This is a genomic window from Escherichia sp. TC-EC600-tetX4 (assembly GCF_019356055.1).
GTDB lineage: Bacteria > Pseudomonadota > Gammaproteobacteria > Enterobacterales > Enterobacteriaceae.
Window position 1 is genome coordinate 3671816 of sequence record NZ_CP079924.1, and the last position, 25381, is coordinate 3697196.

The 25381-nt window shown below is 52.6% G+C and carries 23 protein-coding genes; 12 read left to right on the forward strand and 11 right to left on the reverse strand.

The window, feature by feature from the left end:
* Nucleotides 1-71: 71 nt before the first annotated feature.
* Complete coding sequence (gene dgt / locus KXD89_RS17885; RefSeq protein ID WP_000057073.1) at nt 72-1589, reverse strand: dGTPase; 1518 nt, start codon at nt 1587-1589, stop codon at nt 72-74.
* An 83-nt stretch (nt 1590-1672) separates the two neighbouring features.
* Between dgt and mtnN the strand changes: the two genes are divergently transcribed.
* Genes mtnN through KXD89_RS17900 form a run of 3 tightly spaced genes read left to right on the forward strand, consistent with a single transcriptional unit; the run spans nt 1673 to nt 3825 of the window.
* A complete protein-coding gene (gene mtnN, locus KXD89_RS17890) occupies nt 1673-2371 on the forward strand; it encodes a 5'-methylthioadenosine/S-adenosylhomocysteine nucleosidase (RefSeq protein ID WP_000689844.1) in 699 nt (232 codons plus the stop codon).
* A complete protein-coding gene (gene btuF / locus KXD89_RS17895; RefSeq protein WP_001129927.1) occupies nt 2364-3164 on the forward strand; it encodes a vitamin B12 ABC transporter substrate-binding protein BtuF in 801 nt (266 codons plus the stop codon). The genes mtnN and btuF overlap by 8 nt, the downstream gene beginning before the upstream one ends.
* Nucleotides 3165-3201: 37 nt before the next feature.
* Nucleotides 3202-3825, forward strand: a complete 624-nt coding sequence (locus KXD89_RS17900) for a TRIC cation channel family protein (protein WP_000964221.1) — start codon at nt 3202-3204, stop codon at nt 3823-3825.
* A 46-nt stretch (nt 3826-3871) separates the two neighbouring features.
* On the opposite strand, the gene erpA is transcribed toward KXD89_RS17900, so the two are convergent.
* From erpA to yadX, 4 genes are read right to left on the reverse strand one after another with little or no spacing between them, the layout of a single operon-like run.
* Nucleotides 3872-4216 (reverse strand): iron-sulfur cluster insertion protein ErpA, encoded by a 345-nt coding sequence (erpA, locus tag KXD89_RS17905; protein ID WP_001295564.1) that lies wholly within the window; start codon nt 4214-4216, stop codon nt 3872-3874.
* A complete protein-coding gene (yadW, locus tag KXD89_RS17910; RefSeq protein WP_120795373.1) occupies nt 4209-4274 on the reverse strand; it encodes a small protein YadW in 66 nt (21 codons plus the stop codon). Before yadW ends, erpA begins: the two co-directional genes overlap by 8 nt.
* A gap of 23 nt (nt 4275-4297) precedes the next feature.
* On the reverse strand, nt 4298-5719 hold the full coding sequence (gene clcA / locus KXD89_RS17915) for a H(+)/Cl(-) exchange transporter ClcA (protein WP_000845394.1): 1422 nt from the start codon (nt 5717-5719) through the stop codon (nt 4298-4300).
* 11 nt (nt 5720-5730) lie between these two features.
* Nucleotides 5731-5778 carry a protein YadX gene (gene yadX / locus KXD89_RS17920; RefSeq protein WP_211180485.1) on the reverse strand — a complete coding sequence of 16 codons (48 nt, stop codon included), beginning with the start codon at nt 5776-5778 and terminating at the stop codon, nt 5731-5733.
* A 165-nt stretch (nt 5779-5943) separates the two neighbouring features.
* Between yadX and hemL the strand changes: the two genes are divergently transcribed.
* Complete coding sequence (gene hemL / locus KXD89_RS17925; protein ID WP_000045315.1) at nt 5944-7224, forward strand: glutamate-1-semialdehyde 2,1-aminomutase; 1281 nt, start codon at nt 5944-5946, stop codon at nt 7222-7224.
* Nucleotides 7225-7381: 157 nt separating this feature from the next.
* Here hemL and fhuB read toward each other — a convergent pair whose 3' ends face one another.
* The 6 genes from fhuB to hrpB all read right to left on the reverse strand — a co-directional run bounded on the left by fhuB (nt 7382) and on the right by hrpB (nt 18721).
* Nucleotides 7382-9364, reverse strand: a complete 1983-nt coding sequence (fhuB, locus tag KXD89_RS17930; protein ID WP_000044072.1) for a Fe(3+)-hydroxamate ABC transporter permease FhuB — start codon at nt 9362-9364, stop codon at nt 7382-7384.
* Nucleotides 9361-10251: a Fe(3+)-hydroxamate ABC transporter substrate-binding protein FhuD gene (fhuD, locus tag KXD89_RS17935; RefSeq protein ID WP_001310529.1), complete on the reverse strand. Its 891-nt coding sequence runs from the start codon at nt 10249-10251 to the stop codon at nt 9361-9363. Before fhuD ends, fhuB begins: the two co-directional genes overlap by 4 nt.
* Nucleotides 10251-11048, reverse strand: coding sequence for a Fe3+-hydroxamate ABC transporter ATP-binding protein FhuC (gene fhuC, locus KXD89_RS17940; RefSeq protein WP_001158931.1), 798 nt, complete (start codon nt 11046-11048; stop codon nt 10251-10253). The genes fhuD and fhuC overlap by 1 nt, the downstream gene beginning before the upstream one ends.
* 50 nt (nt 11049-11098) lie before the next feature.
* Nucleotides 11099-13342, reverse strand: coding sequence for a ferrichrome porin FhuA (gene fhuA / locus KXD89_RS17945; protein WP_000124438.1), 2244 nt, complete (start codon nt 13340-13342; stop codon nt 11099-11101).
* 219 nt (nt 13343-13561) lie between these two features.
* Nucleotides 13562-16096 carry a bifunctional glycosyl transferase/transpeptidase gene (gene mrcB / locus KXD89_RS17950; RefSeq protein ID WP_000918162.1) on the reverse strand — a complete coding sequence of 845 codons (2535 nt, stop codon included), beginning with the start codon at nt 16094-16096 and terminating at the stop codon, nt 13562-13564.
* 195 nt (nt 16097-16291) lie between these two features.
* Nucleotides 16292-18721: an ATP-dependent helicase HrpB gene (gene hrpB, locus KXD89_RS17955; protein ID WP_001350480.1), complete on the reverse strand. Its 2430-nt coding sequence runs from the start codon at nt 18719-18721 to the stop codon at nt 16292-16294.
* Nucleotides 18722-18794: 73 nt separating this feature from the next.
* On the opposite strand from hrpB, the gene thpR reads away from it, so the two are divergent.
* The 8 genes from thpR to KXD89_RS17995 all read left to right on the forward strand — a co-directional run bounded on the left by thpR (nt 18795) and on the right by KXD89_RS17995 (nt 25365).
* On the forward strand, nt 18795-19325 hold the full coding sequence (gene thpR, locus KXD89_RS17960) for an RNA 2',3'-cyclic phosphodiesterase (protein ID WP_001294700.1): 531 nt from the start codon (nt 18795-18797) through the stop codon (nt 19323-19325).
* A gap of 14 nt (nt 19326-19339) precedes the next feature.
* On the forward strand, nt 19340-20044 hold the full coding sequence (gene sfsA, locus KXD89_RS17965; protein ID WP_000396036.1) for a DNA/RNA nuclease SfsA: 705 nt from the start codon (nt 19340-19342) through the stop codon (nt 20042-20044).
* Between the two features lie 177 nt (nt 20045-20221).
* Nucleotides 20222-20677 (forward strand): RNA polymerase-binding protein DksA, encoded by a 456-nt coding sequence (dksA, locus tag KXD89_RS17970; protein WP_001155227.1) that lies wholly within the window; start codon nt 20222-20224, stop codon nt 20675-20677.
* Between the two features lie 66 nt (nt 20678-20743).
* Complete coding sequence (gene gluQRS, locus KXD89_RS17975) at nt 20744-21640, forward strand: tRNA glutamyl-Q(34) synthetase GluQRS (RefSeq protein WP_000132715.1); 897 nt, start codon at nt 20744-20746, stop codon at nt 21638-21640.
* 59 nt (nt 21641-21699) lie between these two features.
* Nucleotides 21700-23097: a polynucleotide adenylyltransferase PcnB gene (gene pcnB, locus KXD89_RS17980; protein WP_010723084.1), complete on the forward strand. Its 1398-nt coding sequence runs from the start codon at nt 21700-21702 to the stop codon at nt 23095-23097.
* Nucleotides 23094-23573 (forward strand): 2-amino-4-hydroxy-6-hydroxymethyldihydropteridine diphosphokinase, encoded by a 480-nt coding sequence (gene folK / locus KXD89_RS17985; protein ID WP_000215139.1) that lies wholly within the window; start codon nt 23094-23096, stop codon nt 23571-23573. Before pcnB ends, folK begins: the two co-directional genes overlap by 4 nt.
* Nucleotides 23574-23942: 369 nt before the next feature.
* Entirely contained in the window at nt 23943-24527 is a 585-nt protein-coding gene (locus tag KXD89_RS17990; RefSeq protein WP_072647333.1) for a fimbrial protein, read from the forward strand.
* A gap of 97 nt (nt 24528-24624) precedes the next feature.
* A complete protein-coding gene (locus tag KXD89_RS17995; protein WP_000465923.1) occupies nt 24625-25365 on the forward strand; it encodes a fimbrial chaperone in 741 nt (246 codons plus the stop codon).
* The last annotated feature ends 16 nt before the right edge of the window (nt 25366-25381 follow it).

Below are 25381 nucleotides of genomic sequence, written 5' to 3' on the forward strand. Positions count from 1 at the left end.
ATAGCCTGAAGTTCCGAACTAAAGTTTCTGCAAAAGGTAAAAATTTATTGTTCGTCTTTACAAAAGCCTGGTTATTGTTCTACGGCCATCAGACGTCGGTATTCATCCCACGCATAGAGGTCGGTCATACCGCTGATATAATCCTGCAGCAGGCGGCAACGGTAATAATATTCCCATAGCGGAAACTCAGGAGAATCTGACGGTAATTTACTGACAGCCTCGACATAGGCCAGCCGATGGCGCGTCGAGAGTTTGTGGAATAAGCGCGATTCAATAGGGAAACGTTTCACCCGTTCTTTTTCTACCAGTTCAGTAAAGTCTGATAACGACAGGCTTAATAAAGGACGATAAATCTCTAATAATCCGCTAATGACCCGATAGCCCTGCAATTCAAGCCGCTCGACATCTGGATGGCTAAACACATGTTTTACAGCGACATTTTTATATAGCTTAAGAAGATCGCTGCATTCGCTGGCATCTTCCAATAATGCATGATTAAACGTTCCGGCGAAAATCGCAGGCAGATTATCAATAAATCGTTGTGCCGCGTAGGGTACCAGTTTATTTAGGGTGTTTACCCGTAAATACATAAAAAACTGATCTTCCGTACTGCGGCTTAAACTATTTGAGCGTGATTTTTCCCAGGCATTTTCAACCACCAGCGAAAAGAGCGAACCTTTCTCATGCTGGCCCCACGCTTCGTGCAAATGATGATAAAGCTGCTCAACGGTAAATATTCTTTTCTCTACCGCATCTTCAAGGTCTGCCACACAATAGGAGATGTCGTCGGCAGCTTCCATAATCCACGTTAATGGAAAACGACTGTAAAGCGCCAAATTAAGTTCTTTACGCAACCGGGCAATATAGGCTTCTTCAGAAAGATAATAACCCGGCTTTTTCATTAAATAGTGATGTGTCTCAGGCGTTTCGCCACGCCACCACGCCGGACGGGTATATTTTAAAATACCGCCAACCTGTGCCCAGGTGAGATTCATCCGCATCAATGTATGCACCAGGCGAATGCCTTGTGCATTCCCCTCAAAATGACATAAGTCCTGACGAATCTTGCGCCGCAGCTCGTTAAGCGGTTCTTCCCCGTCCCGTAAACGTAGTGCCGCCACGCTGCAGCGATCGTCAGTCAGAGGCTGGCTTTCGGCATCTTCCGGGTGCAAACGTTGGCGAAACCAGTCATTTATCGCCGCTTCGCCAAAATGACCAAACGGCGGATTGCCGATATCGTGCATCAGGCATGACATCTCAACAATGCTTTCAAAGGGACCGGTCAGTTCATCCAGGCCGTATGCTTCCAGTAATTTAAGCTCTTTCAGACGGCTTAAAATTTCTTTGGCGATGTAGCGCCCCACCTGCTGGACTTCCATCGAGTGGGTAAGACGCGTGCGCACGGCGGCATTGCGCTCCAGTGGAAAAACCTGGGTCTTTTGTTGCAGACGACGAATTGCCGGAGAGTTGATGATACGCCCGCGATCGCTCTCGAAGATCCGCAGGATCTCATGTTCGGTTTTAACGCCCTGCGGTGAACGGTAACGACGATGCCAGTTTATTTTTTTTCGGAAATCAATCTGTGCCATGTCCTCTCCCGCGTGAGAAATACGCTTCCCCGTAAGCGCATGGTAAACTATGCCTTCAAATCGGGCTTATCGCGAGTAAATCTATGAAAATCGGCATCATTGGTGCAATGGAAGAAGAAGTTACGCTGCTGCGTGACAAAATCGAAAACCGTCAAACTATCAGTCTCGGCGGTTGCGAAATCTATACCGGCCAACTGAATGGAACCGAGGTTGCGCTTCTGAAATCGGGCATCGGTAAAGTCGCTGCGGCGCTGGGTGCCACTTTGCTGTTGGAACACTGCAAGCCAGATGTGATTATTAACACCGGTTCTGCCGGTGGCCTGGCACCAACGTTGAAAGTGGGCGATATCGTTGTCTCGGACGAAGCACGTTATCACGACGCGGATGTCACGGCATTTGGTTATGAATACGGTCAGTTACCAGGCTGTCCGGCAGGCTTTAAAGCTGACGATAAACTGATCGCTGCCGCTGAGGCCTGCATTGCCGAACTGAATCTTAACGCTGTACGTGGCCTGATTGTTAGCGGCGACGCTTTCATCAACGGTTCTGTTGGTCTGGCGAAAATCCGCCACAACTTCCCACAGGCCATTGCTGTAGAGATGGAAGCGACGGCAATCGCCCATGTCTGCCACAATTTCAACGTCCCGTTTGTTGTCGTACGCGCCATCTCCGACGTGGCCGATCAACAGTCTCATCTTAGCTTCGATGAGTTCCTGGCTGTTGCCGCTAAACAGTCCAGCCTGATGGTTGAGTCACTGGTGCAGAAACTTGCACATGGCTAAGTCACTGTTCAGGGCGCTGGTCGCCCTGTCTTTTCTTGCGCCACTGTGGCTCAACGCCGCGCCGCGCGTCATCACGCTTTCTCCCGCCAACACTGAACTTGCCTTTGCCGCCGGGATCACGCCGGTTGGGGTCAGCAGCTATTCCGACTATCCTCCACAAGCGCAAAAGATTGAGCAGGTTTCCACCTGGCAGGGGATGAATCTGGAACGCATTGTCGCGCTGAAACCCGATCTGGTGATTGCCTGGCGTGGAGGTAATGCCGAGCGGCAGGTTGACCAGCTGGCTTCGCTGGGAATAAAAGTGATGTGGGTCGATGCGACAAGCATTGAACAAATTGCCAATGCGTTACGTCAACTGGCCCCCTGGAGTCCGCAACCAGACAAGGCCGAACAAGCCGCGCAATCCCTGCTGGATCAGTACGCGCAATTGAAAGCGCAATATGCTGATAAACCTAAAAAACGTGTTTTTCTGCAATTCGGCATTAATCCGCCATTTACCAGTGGAAAAGAGTCGATTCAGAACCAGGTACTCGAAGTTTGTGGCGGAGAAAACATCTTTAAAGACAGCCGGGTTCCCTGGCCGCAAGTTAGCCGCGAACAGGTGTTAGCACGCTCGCCACAGGCGATTGTCATTACAGGCGGACCGGACCAAATTCCTAAAATCAAACAATACTGGGGTGAACAGCTCAAAATTCCCGTTATTCCTCTCACGAGTGACTGGTTTGAACGTGCAAGCCCACGTATTATCCTCGCTGCACAACAGCTCTGTAATGCGCTTTCACAGGTAGATTAGCGCCTGACCTTTTCAGGTGCTCAGTGGGGATTGAACAATGCTCGTCTATTGGCTGGATATAGTCGGCACAGCGGTATTTGCCATCTCCGGCGTTTTGTTAGCCGGAAAATTGCGTATGGACCCTTTTGGTGTTCTGGTACTGGGCGTGGTAACCGCAGTAGGCGGCGGGACAATTCGCGACATGGCGCTGGATCACGGCCCGGTATTTTGGGTGAAAGATCCCACCGATCTGGTCGTTGCAATGGTCACCAGCATGCTGACCATCGTGCTGGTGCGCCAGCCAAGACGCTTACCAAAATGGATGTTGCCGGTGCTGGACGCCGTTGGTCTGGCGGTGTTTGTCGGCATTGGCGTGAATAAAGCCTTTAATGCGGAAGCCGGTCCGTTAATCGCGGTTTGTATGGGCGTCATTACTGGCGTTGGCGGCGGGATCATTCGTGATGTTCTGGCCCGCGAAATCCCCATGATTTTACGTACAGAAATCTACGCAACTGCCTGTATTATCGGCGGTATTGTCCACGCTACGGCTTATTACACATTTTCCGTACCACTGGAAACAGCCAGTATGATGGGCATGGTCGTGACGCTATTGATTCGGCTGGCGGCTATTCGTTGGCATCTTAAGCTACCGACGTTTGCGCTGGATGAGAATGGGCGTTGAAGAGAGAAGATGTGCCGGATAGTTTATCCGGCACATGAACAACAGATTAGATACTAAAGGAAGAACCGCAACCGCAGGTGCTTTTCGCGTTCGGGTTGGTCACGATGAAACGAGAACCTTCCAGACCTTCGGTATAATCAACGGAACCGCCGACCAGATATTGCAGGCTCATCGGATCAACCACCAGGCCAACGCCCTGTTTTTCGATGGTCATATCGCCTTCGTTCACCTGATCATCAAAGGTGAAACCATACTGGAAGCCGCTGCAACCGCCACCGGTGATATACACGCGTAATTTCAGATTCGGGTTATCTTCGTCAGCGATCAGGCTTTTAACTTTGTTGGCTGCTGCGTCGGTAAACTCCAGCGGCAGTGCTACGTCATCACTCATATTTTGCTCCAAACGACATCGGCAATTGGGCAAATTCTAACCCAATAATAATCGCCATTATCTAATACCCTGGTATTTCGTTCAAGTATTCTCGCTGGCTGATGCGGCCTTGCTTCGCGCCAGTTGCTCAGCTTCCTGTTTTGCCAGCGTGCGCGCAAGAATCGCCGAGTATAGCGGTTTCCCGCCGGTAAATTGCGCTAATAGTGTTGCGCCAAGACCGGTAATAATCATTGGCAAAATGAGCTGGTAGTTATCGGTCATCTCCAGAACCAGAATGATCCCCGTTAACGGCGCGCGAATAGATGCCGCCAGTAATGCCCCCATTCCGGCAATAGCAAACGTCCCCGCCTCAAGGTGATATTGCGGAAACAGCTCAACGGCAACCATTCCGAAAGCGGTTCCCAGCACAGTACCCAGCGCCAGCATCGGGGCAAAAATACCGCCCGGCGCGCCGGAAGAGAAGCAGAGTAAGGTGGTAATGACCCGCGCGACGAAGATAAACACCAGCATTCCCATGCTGAAATTCCCCGCGGTAGCGATAGGAATCAGGTTAAAACCGCCGCCCGACGTTGCTGGTGCCACAAACCCCAGCAATCCACACAGACCGCCAATCGCACCGCCCATTAGCACCCATTTGGTAATATTGCCGCCGTGCACACGGTGCAGCAAATCCTGCATCCCCAGCACCCATTTATTAAAAATAGGGCCGAAAATGCCAAAAATAATACCGAGGATCAGATAAAGCCACAGCGTATTAAGCGGCGCATCAGAAAGTTTACCGACGTCAATCAACGCAACTTCATGATTAAAAATCCGGTACATAATGGTCGACATAATGACACCAATAAATACCGCTTTAATCGAAATTAACGTATAGCGAAACTGCGGACGCATCTCTTCGATAATAAACAAAATACCCGCCAGCGGCGCGTTAAAGGCCGCAGCCAGCCCCGCAGCAGCACCGGTTGCCAGCAGCGTATGGCGAGCTTCGTCACCTTTCAGGCGGAAAATATCAAGCACCATACGGCCAATGTTACCGCCGATCTGCACGGTTGGCCCTTCGCGCCCCAACACCATGCCTCCGCCGAGTGTCCCCAGCCCGCCAAAGAACTTCACCGGCAATACACGCCACCAGCGAACGGGACGTTGATCTTCCAGCGCCCCTTCAATTTCCGGGATCCCCGAACCACCTGCTTCCGGCGCGTATTTGCGCACCAAAAAGTAGCCAAACATCGCCAGCACCGCCGAACAGAGAAAAGCGACGGTTAACAGAAGCGGATAATTATCAGCAGTATGTACCAGCGCCCCCATACGTTGGTTCTGCAACCAGGCGACACCTTTGTCAAAAGCAACCGCTGCCAGCCCAACAAGCGTGCCGACGACTGCCGCCATAAACAAAATGGCTAACGGGGTTTTATCGCGCTCAAGAAGTTGGCGAATCAGTTGTCTGCGTCGCAGGCGCGCGGCCTGCGGTGTTTCTAAAGAGGGAGTATCAGTTTTCATCCAATGATCACTTATTGGTCATACAAATAAGATGACGGCATTTTACTCGCACGTTCCATGAAAATCCTTTGCAAAGCGTAATGTTTCAAATGCACAAAACTTTTATACTCTAAGAAATCAGGATTGCACCAGTACAAGCAGCCTGATGTTTGACGAGTATTTAACTTGTTATGAATAACATAGAATAGCAGCCATTCACTTTTTCTACGAATCAGGAACCCTCCATGAGTAAGTCTGAAAATCTTTACAGCGCAGCGCGCGAGCTGATCCCTGGCGGTGTGAACTCCCCTGTTCGCGCCTTTACTGGCGTGGGCGGCACTCCACTGTTTATCGAAAAAGCGGACGGCGCTTATCTGTACGATGTTGATGGCAAAGCCTATATCGATTATGTCGGTTCCTGGGGGCCGATGGTGCTGGGCCATAACCATCCGGCAATCCGCAATGCCGTGATTGAAGCCGCCGAGCGTGGTTTAAGCTTTGGTGCACCAACCGAAATGGAAGTGAAAATGGCGCAACTGGTGACCGAACTGGTCCCGACCATGGATATGGTGCGCATGGTGAACTCCGGCACTGAAGCGACCATGAGCGCCATCCGCCTGGCCCGTGGTTTTACCGGTCGCGACAAAATTATTAAATTTGAAGGGTGTTACCATGGTCACGCTGACTGCCTGCTGGTGAAAGCCGGTTCTGGCGCACTCACGTTAGGCCAGCCAAACTCGCCGGGCGTTCCGGCAGATTTCGCCAAATATACCTTAACCTGTACTTATAATGATCTGGCTTCTGTACGCGCCGCATTTGAGCAATACCCGCAAGAGATTGCCTGTATTATCGTCGAGCCGGTGGCAGGCAATATGAACTGTGTTCCGCCGCTGCCAGAGTTCCTGCCAGGTCTGCGCGCGCTGTGCGACGAATTTGGCGCGTTGCTGATCATCGATGAAGTGATGACCGGTTTCCGCGTAGCGCTAGCTGGCGCACAGGATTATTACGGCGTAGTGCCAGATTTAACCTGCCTCGGCAAAATCATCGGCGGTGGAATGCCGGTAGGCGCATTCGGTGGTCGTCGTGATGTAATGGATGCGCTGGCCCCGACGGGTCCGGTCTATCAGGCGGGTACGCTTTCCGGTAACCCGATTGCGATGGCAGCGGGTTTCGCCTGTCTGAATGAAGTCGCGCAGCCGGGCGTTCACGAAACGCTGGATGAGCTGACAACACGTCTGGCAGAAGGTCTGCTGGAAGCGGCAGAAGAAGCCGGAATTCCGCTGGTCGTTAACCACGTTGGCGGCATGTTCGGTATTTTCTTTACCGACGCCGAGTCCGTGACGTGCTATCAGGATGTGATGGCCTGTGACGTGGAACGCTTTAAGCGTTTCTTCCATATGATGCTGGACGAAGGTGTTTACCTGGCACCGTCAGCGTTTGAAGCGGGCTTTATGTCCGTGGCGCACAGCATGGAAGATATCAATAACACCATCGATGCTGCACGTCGGGTGTTTGCGAAGTTGTGATCCAGCATGGTTTGTCGGATGCGGCGTGAACGCCTTATCCGACCTACGATTCGGGGCCGTTTGTAGGCCCGATAAGACGCGCCAGCGTCGCATCGGGCATCCGTTGTCGCGTAAACGCTTTATCCGTCCAGGCGTACAGGGCCGTTATATGGAAAAATTAACGGCTCTGCTTTCTCAACAAATAGATAAAATATGGCGCGCCGATAAAGGTTGACAGCAGCCCCGCCGGGATCTGGAATGGAAACAGCACCATCCGCCCACACCAGTCAGCGAACACCAGCAGTAAACCACCCACCAGCGCCGAAATTACGATGTGTGGCATCGTCCGTCGAAAGCCCATCATCCGCGCAATATGCGGTGCCATTAAACCAACAAAACTCAACGGTCCAATAGTCATCGTCGCGGTCGCCGTCAGGCAAGCCGCTAACAGCAGCAGCGCAATTCGCGTCGGCGTCAGCGCCATTCCTACGGCTCGGGCGGTATCACCACCCAGCGGTAAAATGGTCAGCCAGCGGCGGCACAGCGGGGTAATCGCCAGCAAAATCACCATCACAATTCCGGTGCGCCAGACCTGCGCATCGGTCGCGTTGTAGGTCGAACCGGAAATCCAGGTCAGCACTTGCGCCATTCGCGGGTCACCACTTGCCTGCAACATCATCAAAAGCATGGTGAACGCGGTGCTTAACGCCATCCCCGCCAGTAACATACGGTGTGGGGAAAATCCACCGCGGCCGGCGGCGATCATAATGATCAACAGCGTCACCGCCGCGCCGAGACTGCCTGCAGGTAACAGCCAGCCAAAGGCATTACCCGGCACCAGAAACAGCATCAACACCACGCCAAACGCCGCGCCGGAGCTAATCCCCAGCACTTCCGGGCTTGCCATCGGGTTTCCGGTCAGTCGCTGAATAATACAGCCCGCCACCGCCAGCATGACGCCCGCAAACAGCGCCGCCATAATTCGCGGCCAGCGCCAGGGCATTAAATCCTCGAGCAACGCCCCGCTCGCCCACGTCCAGCCGTGCGCATCACGACCAAACGACAGCGCCACCACCACAGCCATCAACAGCAGCACGCCGCCCGCGAGGGCAAACGCCAGCACATGTTGGCGTTCAGCCGCGACACGATCGTTGACCTTCATATCCGGCGCGCTAATGCTGCGTAAACGCGGCAACAGCCACAGTAGCAGCGGCGCACCGATCAACGCAGTGACCGAACCGGTGGACACTTCCATCCACACGCGAGTCAGCCAGAGGATGATTTGATCGGAAAGCCAGAGGATCAGCGCACCAATCAACGACGCCAGCATCAGTCGTGGCAGCAGACGCCGCGCCCCCAGCATTTTTGCCAGCAGCGGCGCGAACAACCCGATAAAGCCGATAATCCCCACAGCGTTCACCAGCAGCGCACTGATGACAATCGCCAGCGACAGCGCTGCCAGACGCGCAAGCGACAAGGCCAGCCCGAGATTGCGCGCCACGCCATCATCAAGCCCCATCAGGGTTAACGGACGAAGTAGCAGCAACGTCAGCATCACACCGCCCAGCAGCTGCGGCCATAAACGCTCAACGCCGCCCCAGTCGGTTTGCGTCAGCGTTCCAGTGCTCCACAGAAACATGCTTTGCAGTTGGTCATGATGGAAGATAACCAGTAACTGATTGATTGCGCCGCAATAAAGGCTCACTACCAACCCCGCGAGAATCAGCGTTACCGGCGACAGCCGTTTCCCCCACGCGACGCCAAAGACAATTAAGCCAACAACACAAGCCCCTGCCTGCGCAGCAAACTGGCTCGCCATCGCACCAGGGATCGCCCAGAGCGTAGTGACGGTAATCCCCAGTTGCGCGCCTGTAGCAACGCCAAGCGTCGTCGGCTCCGCCAGCGGGTTACGCAGCACTTGCTGAAACAGCACGCCCACCAGCCCCAGACCCGCGCCCACCAGCAGCGAAATCGCCAGACGCGGCAACAAGCTGTAGTGAAAAATCATCTGCTCGATGACGTCAATATCCGGCGACCAGGCAGCCTGCGCCCACTGGCTACGCGGCAGCGCCTGCGAGAAGTTCATCCAGGTGAGCGCCGTAGCGACAATCACTAACAGCGCCAGCAATAACGCCGGGAAAAGCGCAATTCGTTTACTCACGCTTTACCTCCGATGGCGTTATCCAGAACGCGCACAAAGTGCATTGCCGAGAGCGTCGCACCATAAAACCAGACTGCAGGTACGCGCTGAAAGCGTCCGGCGCGGACAAACGGCATGGCCTGCCACAGCGGCGTTGCCATTAGCGCATCCATGTCTTTGCTGTTGTCGTGATCAAAACAGAGCACATCAACGTCTTTATACGCCGCCAGACGATCGATACTGACGGCGGTACTGCCCCAGAAGTTGGTTTCCCCTTGCCAGGCATTTGGGATGCCGTACTCATCAAGAATTTCCTGGAACAAGCTGTTTGGACCGAAGACCAGCATATGGCGCGGATCGATAAGCGTCGTCAGCAATAACGGACGCGCACCACGCTTCACAAAGCGGGGTTTCATGCTGCGGATAAAGTCTTCATATTGCGCTAAATGCGTTTCCGCTGCGCTTTGCAGGTTAAGTAAATCTGCCATTTCCGTCAGCGATTTACGCGCCATCGCCAACGGCTGTTTGCCGTCACTGAAGTTAAATCCGCGACCCGGCGCAATACGAGCCAGCATTTCTGGTGAAGGGCCATATCCTGCCGACCAGACCATAAACGATGGTTTCATTTCGGTCAGCAGTTCAAGGTTAGGTTCTGTGCGCAAACCGACGTCGATCACTGAGTCCGGCAATGGTGGTTCGCTGACCCACAGGCGATAGTTGATGGTATCCGCCACGCCGTAAGGCACGATGCCGAGCGCCAGCAGTAATTCCACCGGCAACCACTCCAGCGCCACAATACGATTGGGATCAATAGCCGCCGCGTGGGCGGTATTCATCTGCCATAACAACGGAGAAAGCGCCATCGCCGTTAACAGTCGACGGCGCGAAATAAGAGGTAAGCCGCTCATCAATAAACAAAACTCACAGGTGCAGCACCCGCCGGATGCGGCAAAATACCCATCGGGATGCCATAAATCATTTCGAGGGTTTCGCCGCGCATAATTTCCGCAGGCGTTCCCTGAGCAATCATTTCACCGCCGCGCAGGGCGACCAGATAATCACAGTAGCGTGCCGCCATATTGATATCGTGCAACACGGCAATGACCGTCAGGCCACGCTCCTGACTTAAACGGTGCACCAGCGACAGCACATCAACCTGGTGGGCGATATCCAGCGCCGAGGTCGGTTCGTCGAGCAACAGACAACGGCTATCCTGCGCCACCAGCATGGCGATCCACGCCCGCTGACGTTCGCCGCCAGAGAGACTATCGACCAGCCGATGCGCCAGCGGTTTTAAGCCAACCAGCGAGATAGCTTCCTCGACTTTTTCGCGATCTGCCGCCCCAAAGCGCCCCAGCGCGCCATGCCACGGGTAACGACCAATCGCCACCAGTTCACGCACGGTCATCCCTTCTGCCGGAGGAAGCTGCTGCGGCAAATAAGCCACTTTGCGGGCAAACGCTTTGCTGCTCCAGCTTTCCAGCGGTTGGGCATCAAGAAGAATCTCCCCTTCCGACGGCGGCTGATGACGGCCAAGCATTTTGAGCAGAGTGGATTTACCAGAACCGTTGTGACCAATCAGACCGGTCACTTTCCCGGCAGGAAAGGTTAACGACAGCGGATGCAAAAGCGTGCGCCCGGGCACACGAAAGGAGATATTACGCAGTGCAAAAGTGGTATCGGAATGATTCGTGTATTCCTGCATAACAGCCAACTTGTGAAATGGGCACGGAAATCCGTGCCCCAAAAGAGAAATTAGAAACGGAAGGTTGCGGTTGCAACGACCTGACGTTCTGCGCCCCAGAAGCAGCCATAAGTGTTAAAGCAGCTGGCGACGTATTCACGATCGAACAGGTTGTTAACATGCAGCGCCACGTTGGAGCCAGCCATGCCGACTCGCGCCAGATCATAACGTACTAACGCATCCACGACCGTATAACTTCCCACTTTAAAGGAGTTAGCCGGATCACCATAACTGGAGCCAGTATAACGACCACCGGTGCCCAGCGTCAGACCTGAAAGCGGACCGTCAAAGAAGGTGTAGTCAGCCCACAACGAAGCCATGTGTTTTGGCACCTGTGCAGGCGTATTGCCTTTATAGGTAGTATCGGTGGTGTATTCCGCATCGGTGTAAGTATAAGAACCGACTACGTTAACACTCGCCGACAGCGCCGCTTTCGCTTCGATTTCTACGCCACGTGCGCGGATCTCGCCACCTTCAACCGAGAAGAAGGAACCCTCAGGGTCCGCCATCAGGTTGTTGGTTTTAGTGAGATTATACACGGCACCAGTAACTACAATCGGACGATCTTCCGGTACATATTTCACGCCGACTTCATACTGCTTACCTTTAGACGGTGCGAAAATATTACCATCCTTCCCAACTTGCGAAGAAGGTTCAAACGATTCGCTATAGCTGAAGTAAGGTGTTACACCATTATCAAACAGGTAGTTAACACCACCACGCCAGGTAAACTGTTTGTCATCACGTTTATCGGTCGTCCCGGCAACGCGGTTAAGAGATTCTTGATCTGCCCAGTCATAACGACCGCCTAGGGTGACCAGCACTTTATCCCACTGCGCCTGATCCTGAACATAAACGCCCGTTTGTTTCTGTTTATTCAGAATGCGGTAAGGGCCGGAGTTTGCCGGATCTTTGGCATTGAAGTCGAAATCGGTATTCACCGGATTGTACAGATTGAGCAGTGGCACAGAGTCGTCGTAACCAAACCAGGCGTTGATGTCATTACGCATACGCATAAAGTCGACACCGGTCAGCAGGGTGTGGTCGATATCGCCAGTGGCAAACTTGCTCTGCAACTGGGTATCAACGGAGAAGTTTTGCAGCTTCTCATCATCAACGACGTATTTACGTGCCAGATAATGGCCTTTATCCGCTGGCGCTAATGCCGCACACTGTTTGCTGTAAGCATTCGCCGGATCGGAGCAGACGCCGTAACCATAAACGCTGTTTTGCGAGGTTTTGTTTTCAGCAAAGCGCAGGTTCTGACGCACAGTAAAGGTGTCGTTAAATTCGTGATCGAAGCTGTAGCCGACCATCTTCTCATTACGAGAATAGGTGTTGTTCTTCGCCCCTTCATTAAAGTCTGTCGGCAGACGCTTACCGTTCGGCAGCGGCTCAACGGTTCCCTCTTTCGGCAACCAGCCGTAATAACCGGTTTCCGGCTCGTTCTGGAAGTAAGAAAGGAAGGTAAAATTGGTTTTATCATCCGGACGCCAGGTGAACGCCGGTGCAATAGCATAACGCTGCTCTTCTGACCCTTTCTGCTGGGCATTGGCAGAACGCGCAAGACCGGTCAGGCGATAAGAGTAAACACCGTCATCATCCAACGAATCGCTAAAGTCAAAACCAGTCTGGAACAGGCTGTCAGTACCGGCTTTAAACTGAACTTCTTTCAGCGGTTCGGTGGTCGGACGCTTGCTGACCATATTCAACAGGCCGCCAGGACTGCTTTTACCGTAAAGCACGGAAACCGGGCCACGCATAATTTCAGCGCGTTCCAGCATATACGGGTCAATGACCGCATCGTTATAGAAGTTGCCCTGCAACTTCAGGCCATTCAGATAGTTATTCTGGCTTTGGCCTTCTGCCGCAAAGCCGCGAATGATCAGGTGGTCATAGGTGTTGGATGCGCCACGCGTACCAACAGAGACACCCGGCGTGTAGCTAAGCGCTTCTTTTACCGACTTCGGCTGATGCAGCGCCATCTCTTCGGCGGTCACAACAGAAATAGACTGTGGCACTTTTTGAATCGGCGTATCGGTTTTAGTGCCGGTAGCAGACTGTCGCGCCGCAATAGTTGCAGCAGGCCCCCATGCGCTTTCTTGCGGCGCAGGTGCAGCGGTAACGGTGATAGTGTCTTCTTTCGGTTCAACCGCTGCCTGTGCATAAACAGACATGCCGCTAACCGCTGTGGCTACTACAACTGCGATTTTACGCAGTGAGTGTTTTGGCTGAGCAGTTTTGGAACGCGCCATTGGTATATCTCTGATGTAAAGTGAATGATAACGTAAACGAGAATGATTATTATAAAGATAAGATAATATTCGAAACGCTGGCGGGTTCGCAAGCGGTACGCAATCTGAGCGTTCCTGAAGGGTTAATAAACAACCAGATGAAAAGAAAGGGTTAATATCTTAGATGGGATGTTATTTTACCGGATGGCAACTCGCCATCCGGTATTTCACGCTTAGATGTTAATTACTACCAAACATATCCTTGATCCAACCGGCTACACCGTCGCTGTCTTTCTGCTCTTGCTGAGCAGGTTGCTGTTGCGGCTGTTGCTGCGGCTGAGAAGACTGATCAAACGGATTGCCTGACGGCTGCTGCTGCATCTCGCTCTGCTGGCACAGCGATTGCGGATCGCTGGTCCAGACCGGCAAGATACGCATGCCACCGCTGCAAACAAAGTTGCCGTCGTAGTCCACGCCCATATCTGCAATATCTTCTGGCGGAACAAGATTCAGCGGCGTTGGCGTCTGGTTAGCCAGATAACGCTGATAAATCGACATTGCCCCGCTGGCACCATACAGTTTGGTCGGCTGGTTGTTATCACGGCCGACCCAGGTGATGGTCACCGTGCTGCCGTCAATGCCCGCAAACCAGGTATCTACGTTATTGTTGGTAGTCCCTGTTTTCCCTGCCAGATGCAGGTTCGGGTATTTCGCCCCAAGCTGACGACCCGTACCGCGTTGTACCACCTGCTGCATGGTCCATAGTGTCAGATACGCCGCCTGCGCCGGAACAGCGCGTTCCGCCTGCGGGAAGCTCTGATACAGCACTTTGCCATCTTCCGCGATTACCGAACGCAGCGCAGAAAGCGGTGCACGGTTACCACCGCTGGCGATGGTCTGGAATGCCTGCGCCACTTCGATTGGCGTTAAGTTCAACGCCCCCAGCAGCATTGCCGGAACCGGATGCAACTGATCTTTCGGTACGCCCAGTTTAATCCAGGTCTCCGTAACCGCAGGCAGCCCCAGCGCCATCCCCAGATTTACCGTCGGCACGTTCATCGAACGGGTCAACGCATCCACCAGCATCACTCTGCCGCTTTCGCTATAACGACGGTCATCATTCTGCGGTGACCAGACCTGGCCATTCGGCTGACGCAGCGCAATTGGCGCATCCGCAATCCACGTATTCAGACGATAGATTTTCGGCTGGCTTAAGGCCGTCAGATAAGTCGCTGGTTTTGCAAGGGAACCAATCGAACGACGCGCCTGCATCGCACGGTTGTAGCCCGCAAACTGCGGCTCAGAACCTCCGACCATCGCACGAACTTCACCACTAAAGCGGTCGACGACCACAATCGCAGTTTCAAGATCGCTCAACTTACGCTGTTTCTTCAGTGCCGGAATGCCTTCCACGGCGGCTTTTTCTGCCGCGTCCTGGGCCACCGAGTCAAAGGTAGTGAAGATCTTCACGCCGGAGAGATCTTTTACCTTATCGCCCAGTTTTGCCTGCAGCTCCTGACGCACCAGTTGCATAAAGGCTGGCTGAGGAGAGATCACCCCACCGCGCGGCTGAACCCCCAGCGGACGGGCACTCAACATGTCATAGAGTTCTTGATCAATAATCTGTTGCTGTTGCAGCAGACGCAGCACCAGATTACGTCGCTCCAGCGCCAGTTTTGGGTTACGCCACGGGTTGTAGATGGACGCCCCTTTCACCATACCGACTAACAGCGCCTGCTGGTCGAGGCTTAGCTCTTCTACCGGGCGACCAAAGTAATACAAGCTTGCCAGCGGGAAGCCGCGGATTTCGTTGTCGCCGCTCTGACCGAGATACACCTCGTTCATATACAGCTCAAGAATACGGTCTTTGCTGTAACGCGCGTCCATGATCAGCGCCATGTAAGCTTCGTTCGCTTTACGCCAGTAAGAACGCTCGCTGGAGAGGAACAGGTTTTTCACCAGCTGTTGCGTCAGCGTACTCGCACCCTGTACCGTGCGTCCGGCGGTCAGGTTTGCCAGCACCGCACGTCCGATTGAGTAGAGACTGATTCCATCATGCTCGTAAAAATGACGGTCTTCTGTCGCCAGCAAAGTATCCACCAGCAAATCCGGGAAACCACTGCGCGGCACAAACAGACGCTGCTCACCGTTTGGCGAAGAGATCATGGTGATCAGACGCGGATCAAGACGGAAGAAACCGAACTGACGGTTGTTCTCCATATTGACGATCGTCGCCAGATGATCGCCATCAAAGGTCAGACGCGCGCGCACCTGTCCTTCTTTACTGTCCGGGAAATCAAACGGACGGCGAATCATCTCAATGCTGTTGGCCTGCACGGTAAATTCGCCAGGACGGGTCATTTTCGACACCTGACGATACTGGGTCGCCTCCAGCAGCTTCACCATCTCGTTCTTGCTGATGGTCATGTCTGGCTCAAGATTGACCATTCGGCCATAAACTGCCGCAGGCAGTTGCCAGACCTTGCCATCAATACGGCTACGAATTTTTTGATCGAGATAAACGCCGTAAATGGCGATCAGCACGGCAAAAACGATAGCCAGTTTTAGCAGTAGCCATAGCCAGCCGCGTTTGCCACGAGGCTTACGCCCTTTGCCTTTGCCCTTACCTTTGCGCGGCATCGGTTCTTCATCCTCATAGTCATCATAATCGTCGTAATCATCGTCATCTTCGTAACGACGACGGCTTACCTTTTGTTTGACCGGACGCGTCGGTTTCCCTTTGCGTCCAATTGGCTCGCGGTCATTCCCGGCCATGCTTTTTCTCCGCAATATTCAGGCGCAAAAGCCCGATTTTCTGTTCTTCTGTTACAAGACAGAAGAAGATATCTCTCAAAATTTGTGCTCGATCGGTCCCCTCTCCCTTGAGGGAGAGGGTTAGGGTGAGGGTGAACGTGCGCGCTGATGCCCTCACCCCGGCCCTCTCCCACAGGGAGAGGGAGAAAACCAACCTTACGAATACTTTTTCGTCCGTCGCGTCGGTGCAGTATTTGCCGGGTCGTCCGGCCAGACATGTTTGGGATAACGCCCTTTCATCTCTTTTTGCACCTCACGGTACGCTCCTTTCCAGAAGTCGCTCAAATCTCGTGTGATTTGTAATGGCCTTTGGGCAGGTGAAAGCAACTCCAGCACCAGCGGCACGCGCCCCTGGGCGATCGTCGGATTGGTGGCCTCGCCAAACATCTCTTGCATTCTCACCGCCAGCGCGGGCGGGTTATCTTCATGATAACGAATGGCGATCCGGCTTCCCGTCGGCACAGTGTAATGCGCAGGCAATTCACTATCCAGACGTTGCTGCATTCCCCAATCAAGTAATCCGCGTAGTGCCTGATAAATGTCGAGTGATTTCAGGCCGCGTAGTGAATGTACGCCAGTCATATGTGGCAGCAGCCACGTTTCCAGCGCTGCCAATAAACTTTCATCATCAACCGCTGGCCAGTCATATTCCGGCAACCACTTTGCGGCGCATAACAAACGCAAGCGTAGCTGTTCCGCTTCCGCCGTCCAGTTGAGCACGCTTAAACCTTTATCACGGATGCCATTAAGCATCGCCTGATGCAACTCGTCTTCTGACGGTTTCGCCAGCGGCTGCACTTTCACCGTCAACTGACCGATTTGTAGCCGACGCCAGGCTTTCAGCGTACCTTGCGCGTCATCCCACTCCACAGTGTCAGACTGCTGTACCAGCTGCGGGCAGCGTTGTACTAACTCATCAATATCGACCAGCAGCGCCAGTAAAATCCGCGCATCCGGCGAGGCGCTGCCCTGCAATAATAACGGTGCGATCAACCATTCGTGGCGGCTTAGCGCGTCGTTGGCATCGAGCATCGCTCCCATGCCGTTTGCCAGTTGATAGCGTCCATCTTGCCCACGGCGACGAGCAATGCGATCGGCAAACGCCCCGGCAAGTAGCGGCGCGATAAGCGAACTGTCTGCCTCACCGCCACGTACGTTTAAGCGTTTTAACAGTTGCTGACTACGTTGCTGCCAGGCTGGTTGATTGCGCGAAAACGCCACGCCCAGGTCACTATTGCCCATCCGTGGCGGCTCTTCGAGAATGGCGGCAATTTTTGCCGCGGTAGCAGCTTCGTCGTCGTTCTTCGCGCTAACCAGCATTGCCGCTAAACGCGGATCGTTACCCAGCGCTGCCATTTTTTGCCCTTGCGCACTAAGCCGTTCACCCTCCAGTGCCCCCAGCATTTGTAACAGACGTTTCGCGGCCAGTAGATTCACTACTGGCGGTTGATCCAGCCAGCTCATCTGCGCCGGATCGCTGCATCCCCATTGCAGTAATTCCATCAGCAAACCGGAAAGATCGCTTTGTAAGATCTCCGGTTCACTTTGCGCCGCGGCGCGTTCTGCTTGTTCTTTGGCGATTAAATGCAGGCTGATACCCGGCTCCAGACGCCCGGCGCGCCCGGCACGCTGCGTCATGGATGCCTGGCTAACGCGTTGAGTAATCAGTCGCGTAAGCCCCGTGCGCGGATCAAAACGCGCCACACGCTCCTGGGCACAATCCACCACCAGACGAATACCTTCAATGGTTAAACTGGTTTCAGCAATATTGGTCGCCAGCACCACTTTGCGCATCCCTTGCGGTGCCGGGAGGATCGCTTTTCGCTGATCGTTCAGCGACAACGCGCCATACAGCGGGCAGAGCAATACATCACTGCCGATGCGCGAAGCCAGTTGTTCCTGCACACGCTGAATTTCTCCGACGCCAGGTAAAAATAACAGTAATGATCCGCTTTCCTGACGCAGCATTTCAGCGGTGGCTACCGCAACGGCATCGTCAAAACGCTGATGCGCGGGCAGCGGTAAATAACGGCGTTCAACCGGAAACGAGCGCCCTTCTGAGATGACGACAGGCGCTTCTGGCAGCATTTGCTGCAAGCGGTCGTTGTCCAGGGTAGCCGACATAATCAGCAGTTTAAGGTCATCACGCAGACCTTGTTGCACATCGAGTAACAGCGCCAACGCCAAATCCGCCTGCAAGCTGCGCTCATGAAATTCATCAAGGATCACCAGTCCAACACCGCTCAGTTCCGGGTCACGCTGGATCATGCGCGTCAGCACGCCTTCGGTAACCACTTCCAGGCGGGTATTCGGCCCGACGCAGTTTTGCGCACGCATCCGGTAGCCAACGGTATCGCCTGGCTTTTCGTTAAGCAGCTCCGCCAGCCGTTGCGCGACGTTACGCGCCGCCAGACGACGCGGCTCCAGCAGGATAATTTTCCCGTTAATGCCGGGATGCGCCAGCAGTTGCAGCGGCAGCCAGGTTGATTTCCCGGCCCCGGTCGGCGCACTTAATAATACCTGCGGCGCACAATCGAGAGCGGTAAGTAATTCAGGTAAGACGGCAGCAACGGGCAACGACGACACAAAACGCTCCAGAGGGTTAACATTCTTCGCGCCACATTGTAGCATCGCGGTAATTCATAACCGAGTGCCTCACATGTCTGAACCGCAACGTCTGTTCTTTGCTATCGACTTACCTGCAGAAATCCGCGAACAGATTATCCATTGGCGCGCCACACACTTCCCACCTGAGGCGGGACGTCCGGTCGCCGCCGATAATTTGCATCTGACTCTGGCATTTTTAGGCGAAGTGAGCGCCGAGAAAGAGAAGGCGCTTTCTCTTTTAGCCGGACGGATTCGTCAACCTGGTTTCACACTCACGCTTGATGACGCCGGACAATGGCTGCGTTCGCGTGTGGTGTGGTTAGGGATGCGTCAGCCGCCACGCGGCTTAATCCAGCTGGCGAATATGCTCCGTTCACAGGCTGCCCGCAGCGGTTGTTTTCAAAGCAATCGTCCGTTTCATCCACATATTACCTTATTGCGCGACGCCAGCGAGGCGGTGACAATCCCGCCGCCAGGTTTTAACTGGTCGTATGCGGTGACGGAGTTCACCCTTTACGCCTCCTCGTTTGCCCGTGGACGCACACGCTACACGCCGCTAAAACGCTGGGCGCTAACGCAATAACAAGGATTGTCGCAATGGAATTTTCTCCCCCTCTACAGCGCGCGACGCTAATTCAGCGTTACAAACGTTTTTTAGCCGATGTGATCACACCCGATGGTCGCGAATTAACGCTACACTGCCCGAATACGGGTGCGATGACCGGTTGTGCAACGCCTGGCGATACCGTCTGGTATTCGACTTCAGACAACACCAAACGGAAATACCCACACACCTGGGAATTAACTCAAAGCCAGAGCGGCGCATTTATTTGCGTCAACACGCTTTGGGCTAACAGGTTGACGAAAGAGGCTATCCTTAATGAATCAATTTCAGAACTGTCAGGCTATAGCTCGCTGAAAAGCGAAGTAAAATACGGCGCAGAACGCAGCCGTATTGACTTTATGTTGCAGGCGGATTCGCGTCCAGACTGCTATATTGAAGTGAAATCGGTTACGTTAGCGGAGAACGAACAGGGATATTTTCCCGATGCGGTCACTGAACGAGGTCAGAAACACCTTCGGGAGTTGATGAGCGTAGCGGCTGAAGGCCAGCGTGCGGTTATCTTTTTCGCCGTGCTGCATTCAGCCATTACACGGTTTTCACCCGCGCGCCACATCGATGAGAAATACGCGCAACTATTGTCAGAAGCTCAACAGAGGGGGGTAGAAATTCTGGCTTACAAAGCGGAAATTTCTGCTGAAGGCATGGCTCTTAAAAAATCACTGCCGGTTACATTGTAGTAAAGTAAGTAACTGGTTAATTTACATTCTGGTCGCGTGCGCAAATACGCTTTTCCTCACACAGTTGTCAAGTGTTACGTTTAGATAATTGCTATCCGGAAAAGCATCTGCTATTTATAGCGGCCTCATTTTTCCCCCGAACATGGGGATCGATAGTGCGTGTTAAGGAGAAGCAACATGCAAGAAGGGCAAAACCGTAAAACATCGTCCCTGAGTATTCTCGCCATCGCTGGGGTGGAACCATATCAGGAGAAGCCGGGCGAAGAGTATATGAATGAAGCCCAGCTGGCGCACTTCCGTCGTATTCTGGAAGCATGGCGTAATCAACTCAGGGATGAAGTCGATCGCACCGTTACACATATGCAGGATGAAGCAGCCAACTTCCCGGACCCGGTAGACCGTGCAGCCCAGGAAGAAGAGTTCAGCCTCGAACTGCGTAACCGCGATCGCGAGCGTAAGCTGATCAAAAAGATCGAGAAGACGCTGAAAAAAGTGGAAGACGAAGATTTCGGCTACTGCGAATCCTGCGGTGTTGAAATTGGTATTCGCCGTCTGGAAGCGCGCCCGACAGCCGATCTGTGCATCGACTGCAAAACGCTGGCTGAAATTCGCGAAAAACAGATGGCTGGCTAATTACAGCCGTTCCATCACGTTTACCACAGGCGGGAAATGCTCCCGCCTTATTTTTTGTTCAAAGAGATGACAGACACACAGTATATTGGCCGCTTCGCCCCCTCTCCTTCCGGCGAGCTTCATTTTGGCTCTCTGATCGCCGCGCTCGGCAGCTATTTGCAGGCTCGCGCCCGGCAAGGTCGCTGGCTGGTACGCATAGAAGATATCGACCCGCCTCGTGAAGTTCCCGGTGCCGCAGAAACTATCCTGCGCCAGCTGGAACATTACGGTCTGCACTGGGACGGCGATGTTCTCTGGCAATCGCAACGTCACGACGCCTATCGTGAAGCACTCGCCTGGTTACATGAACAAGGACTAAGTTATTACTGCACCTGTACGCGTGCGCGTATTCAAAGCATTGGCGGTATTTACGACGGTCATTGCCGGGTGTTGCATCATGGACCAGACAACGCCGCAGTGCGTATCCGCCAGCAGCATCCGGTCACGCAATTTACTGACCAGCTGCGCGGCATTATTCACGCCGACGAAAAACTGGCACGGGAAGATTTTATCATTCATCGCCGTGATGGGTTGTTCGCCTACAACCTGGCTGTTGTGGTTGATGATCATTTCCAGGGCGTTACAGAAATAGTGCGTGGGGCTGATCTGATTGAACCAACAGTAAGGCAAATCTCGCTGTACCAGCTTTTTGGCTGGAAAGTGCCAGATTACATTCATCTGCCGCTGGCGCTTAATCCACAAGGCGCTAAACTTTCCAAGCAGAATCATGCGCCTGCGTTGCCGAAAGGCGATCCACGCCCGGTACTAATCGCGGCACTTCAATTTCTGGGGCAGCAGGCAGAAGCACACTGGCAGGATTTCAGCGTCGAGCAAATCCTTCAGTCAGCCGTCAAAAACTGGCGGCTTACCGCCGTGCCCGAGTCGGCAATTGTAAATTCAACATTCTCAAATGCGTCATGCTGAGCTATGATTAGCCGCTATTTTTTTGTCCTGAATGATGTTTGACACTACCGAGGTGTACTATTTTTACCCGAGTCGCTAATTTTTGCCGCAAGGTGCTAAGCCGCGAGGAAAGCGAGGCTGAACAGGCAGTCGCCCGTCCACAGGTGACGGTGATCCCGCGTGAGCAGCATGCTATTTCCCGCAAAGATATCAGTGAAAATGCCCTGAAGGTAATGTACAGGCTCAATAAAGCGGGATACGAAGCCTGGCTGGTTGGCGGCGGCGTGCGCGACCTGTTACTTGGCAAAAAGCCGAAAGATTTTGACGTAACCACTAACGCCACGCCTGAGCAGGTGCGCAAACTGTTCCGTAACTGCCGCCTGGTGGGTCGCCGTTTCCGTCTGGCTCATGTAATGTTTGGCCCGGAGATTATCGAAGTTGCGACCTTCCGTGGACACCACGAAGGTAACGTCAGCGACCGCACGACCTCCCAACGCGGGCAAAACGGCATGTTGCTGCGCGACAACATTTTCGGCTCCATCGAAGAAGACGCCCAGCGCCGCGATTTCACTATCAACAGCCTGTATTACAGCGTAGCGGATTTTACCGTCCGTGATTACGTTGGCGGCATGAAGGATCTGAAGGACGGCGTTATCCGTCTGATTGGTAACCCGGAAACGCGCTACCGTGAAGATCCGGTACGTATGCTGCGCGCGGTACGTTTTGCCGCCAAATTGGGTATGCGCATCAGCCCGGAAACCGCAGAACCGATCCCTCGCCTCGCTACCCTGCTGAACGATATCCCACCGGCACGCCTGTTTGAAGAATCGCTTAAACTGCTACAAGCGGGCTACGGTTACGAAACCTATAAGCTGTTGTGTGAATATCATCTGTTCCAGCCGCTGTTCCCGACCATTACCCGCTACTTCACGGAAAATGGCGACAGCCCGATGGAGCGGATCATTGAACAGGTGCTGAAGAATACCGATACGCGTATCCATAACGATATGCGCGTGAACCCGGCGTTCCTGTTTGCCGCCATGTTCTGGTACCCACTGCTGGAGACGGCACAGAAGATCGCCCAGGAAAGCGGCCTGACCTATCACGACGCTTTCGCGCTGGCGATGAACGACGTGCTGGACGAAGCCTGCCGTTCACTGGCAATCCCGAAACGTCTGACGACATTAACCCGCGATATCTGGCAGTTGCAGTTGCGTATGTCCCGTCGTCAGGGTAAACGCGCATGGAAACTGCTGGAGCATCCTAAGTTCCGTGCGGCTTATGACCTGTTGGCCTTGCGAGCTGAAGTTGAGCGTAACGCTGAACTGCAGCGTCTGGTGAAATGGTGGGGTGAGTTCCAGGTTTCCGCGCCACCAGACCAAAAAGGGATGCTCAACGAGCTGGATGAAGAACCGTCACCGCGTCGTCGTACTCGTCGTCCACGCAAACGCGCACCACGTCGTGAGGGTACCGCATGACAGTGGCGTATATTGCCATAGGCAGCAATCTGGCCTCTCCGCTGGAGCAGGTCAATGCTGCCCTGAAAGCATTAGGCGATATCCCTGAAAGCCACATTCTTACCGTTTCTTCGTTTTACCGCACCCCACCGCTGGGGCCGCAAGATCAACCCGATTACTTAAACGCAGCCGTGGCGCTGGAAACCTCTCTTGCACCTGAAGAGCTACTCAATCACACACAGCGTATTGAATTGCAGCAAGGTCGCGTCCGCAAAGCTGAACGCTGGGGACCACGCACGCTGGATCTCGACATCATGCTGTTTGGTAATGAAGTGATAAATACTGAACGCCTGACCGTTCCGCACTACGATATGAAGAATCGTGGATTTATGCTGTGGCCGCTGTTTGAAATCGCGCCGGAGTTGGTGTTTCCTGATGGGGAGATGTTGCGTCAAATCTTACATACAAGAGCATTTGACAAATTAAACAAATGGTAATTTATTTATATTGCGAATATAAATATTTTCTGAAAATCATATCTCATCTCTTTCCTTAATTACGATTTTAGTTTAAACATCTCTTTGCGGAAATAATATAACTTCCTATAAATAAATATCAATCCCATCTCCATACCCTAACCAATTGCACTTGTGAACTTATTTTTACTTAATTTTGAATTAAGTAAATTTAATTTGTTCAAAAGCTTCTAAAGTGCACAATAGGCGACCTAATGAACAATGGTTGTAAATTTGGGTAACAAATATCATTGCTCATTAATATCTAACATTTGTTTCTCCTATTTGTGTCATGAATAGTCATTCTTCAAACATGTAGTCTGACTAATGGAATTTTATTAAAGGATTTTTATGTCTAAAAAATTAGGTTTTGCCCTGTCTGGTCTTATGCTGGCGATGGTTGCAGGTACTGCTTCTGCTGATATGGACGGCGGTCAGTTAAATATCAGTGGTCTGGTTGTTGATAACACCTGTGAAACCCGCGTTGACGGCGGTAACAAGGATGGTCTGATCCTGCTGCAAACCGCAACCGTTGGTGAAATCGATGCTGGCGTACTGAATGACACCGTTGGCGCTAAAGCTAAACCTTTCAGCATCACCGTTGACTGCAGCAAAGCAAATCCGAATCCAGGTAGCACGGCTAGAATGACCTTCGGTTCTGTTTTCTTTGGTAACAGCAAAGGGACTTTGAACAACGACATGTCTATTAACAACCCATCTGACGGCGTTAATATCGCTCTACACAATATTGATGGTTCCACTATCAAACAGGTTCAAATTAACAACCCTGGCGATGTGTATACTAAAGCCCTGGATGCAACGACAAAATCTGCTGTTTATGATTTTAAAGCGTCTTACGTTCGTGCCGTCGCAGACCAAACAGCAACTGCTGGTTATGTAAAAACTAACACTGCATACACCATTACTTATCAGTAAGTATTCACCAGTTAAATTGATTGAATGAATATACAGGGAATAATAATTTCTATTTTATATTATTCCCTGTTTTAATTAACTCTATCAGGGATGGTTTATGTTTTTTAACACCAAACATACAACAGCTTTATGCTTCGTAACCTGTATGGCTTTTAGTTCATCGTCTATTGCGGACATTGTCATTTCGGGTACTCGCGTAATATATAAAAGCGATCAAAAAAGTGTCAACGCACGTCTGGAAAATAAAGGGAATAACCCGTTGCTTGTCCAGAGTTGGTTAGATACTGGCGATGACAACGCTGAGCCTGGCAGTATTACAGTCCCTTTTACTGCTACGCCGCCAGTATCGCGTATTGATGCCAAACGTGGGCAAACAATCAAATTAATGTACACAGCCAGCACCTCACTGCCTAAAGACAGAGAGAGCGTGTTCTGGTTTAACGTACTGGAAGTTCCACCAAAACCAGATGCAGAAAAGGTCGCGAATCAAAGCCTGCTGCAACTGGCATTTCGCACACGTATAAAACTTTTCTATCGCCCGGATGGATTGAAGGGAAATCCCTCTGAAGCCCCGTTAGCCCTGAAGTGGTTCTGGTCAGGTTCAGAAGGTAAGGCGTCATTACGAGTGACCAATCCAACCCCTTACTACGTCTCTTTTAGCAGTGGTGATTTAGAAGCTAGCGGTAAACGCTATCCGATTGATGTGAAAATGATTGCACCATTTAGTGATGAGGTCATGAAAGTCAATGGCCTTAATGGCAAAGCGAATTCTGCAAAAGTGCATTTTTACGCCATTAATGACTTTGGTGGCGCAATTGAAGGTAATGCCAGGCTGTAATCAGGCAAGGATATAA